The organism is Acinetobacter sp. Colony158 (assembly GCF_019264745.1).
GTDB lineage: Bacteria > Pseudomonadota > Gammaproteobacteria > Pseudomonadales > Moraxellaceae > Acinetobacter > Acinetobacter ursingii.
In genome coordinates this window covers 1108863-1109501 of sequence record NZ_CP078523.1, presented here as the reverse complement: position 1 = coordinate 1109501, position 639 = coordinate 1108863, and the positions used below count along the sequence as shown (strand labels likewise).

Below are 639 nucleotides of genomic sequence, written 5' to 3'. Positions count from 1 at the left end.
TTACAATACATTAAAACAATCCAATTTCTTTATTGTGACTGTACCTACACCGATTGATGATTTTAAGCAGCCTGATTTAACCCCATTGATCAAATCTTCTGAAACCATTGGTCAAGTCCTAAAAAAAGGCGACATCGTAGTCTATGAATCCACAGTTTACCCAGGAGCCACTGAAGAGGTTTGTATTCCAGTTTTAGAAAAGGTTTCAGGCTTAAAATTTAATCAGGATTTTTTTGTGGGTTATAGCCCTGAACGCATTAATCCAGGTGATAAACAACGACGTGTGACCAATATTTTAAAAATAACCTCGGGTTCTACGCCTGAAGTCGCTGATTATATTGATCAAGTTTATCAGTTGATCATAGATGCAGGCACGTACAAAGCACCAAGTATAAAAGTCGCCGAAGCAGCAAAGGTCATTGAAAATACTCAGCGTGATGTGAATATTGCATTGATTAATGAATTGGCATTAATTTTTAATAAACTTGACATTGATACTGAAGAAGTGCTGAAAGCCGCAGGCACTAAGTGGAACTTTTTACCATTCCGTCCAGGTTTAGTCGGTGGGCATTGTATTGGGGTGGATCCCTACTATTTAACCCATAAGGCCCAATCCATTGGTTTACATCCGGAAATTAT

The 639-nt window shown here is 38.2% G+C and carries 1 protein-coding gene (cut by a window edge); it reads left to right on the top strand.

What is annotated here, in order from left to right; translation table 11 throughout:
- Nucleotides 1-639 carry part of the coding region annotated (locus tag JR005_RS04280) for a nucleotide sugar dehydrogenase (RefSeq protein ID WP_228731749.1) on the top strand (this coding region is incomplete at its 3' end). Its footprint begins 209 nt before the window's first position, so 639 of the 848 annotated nt are shown.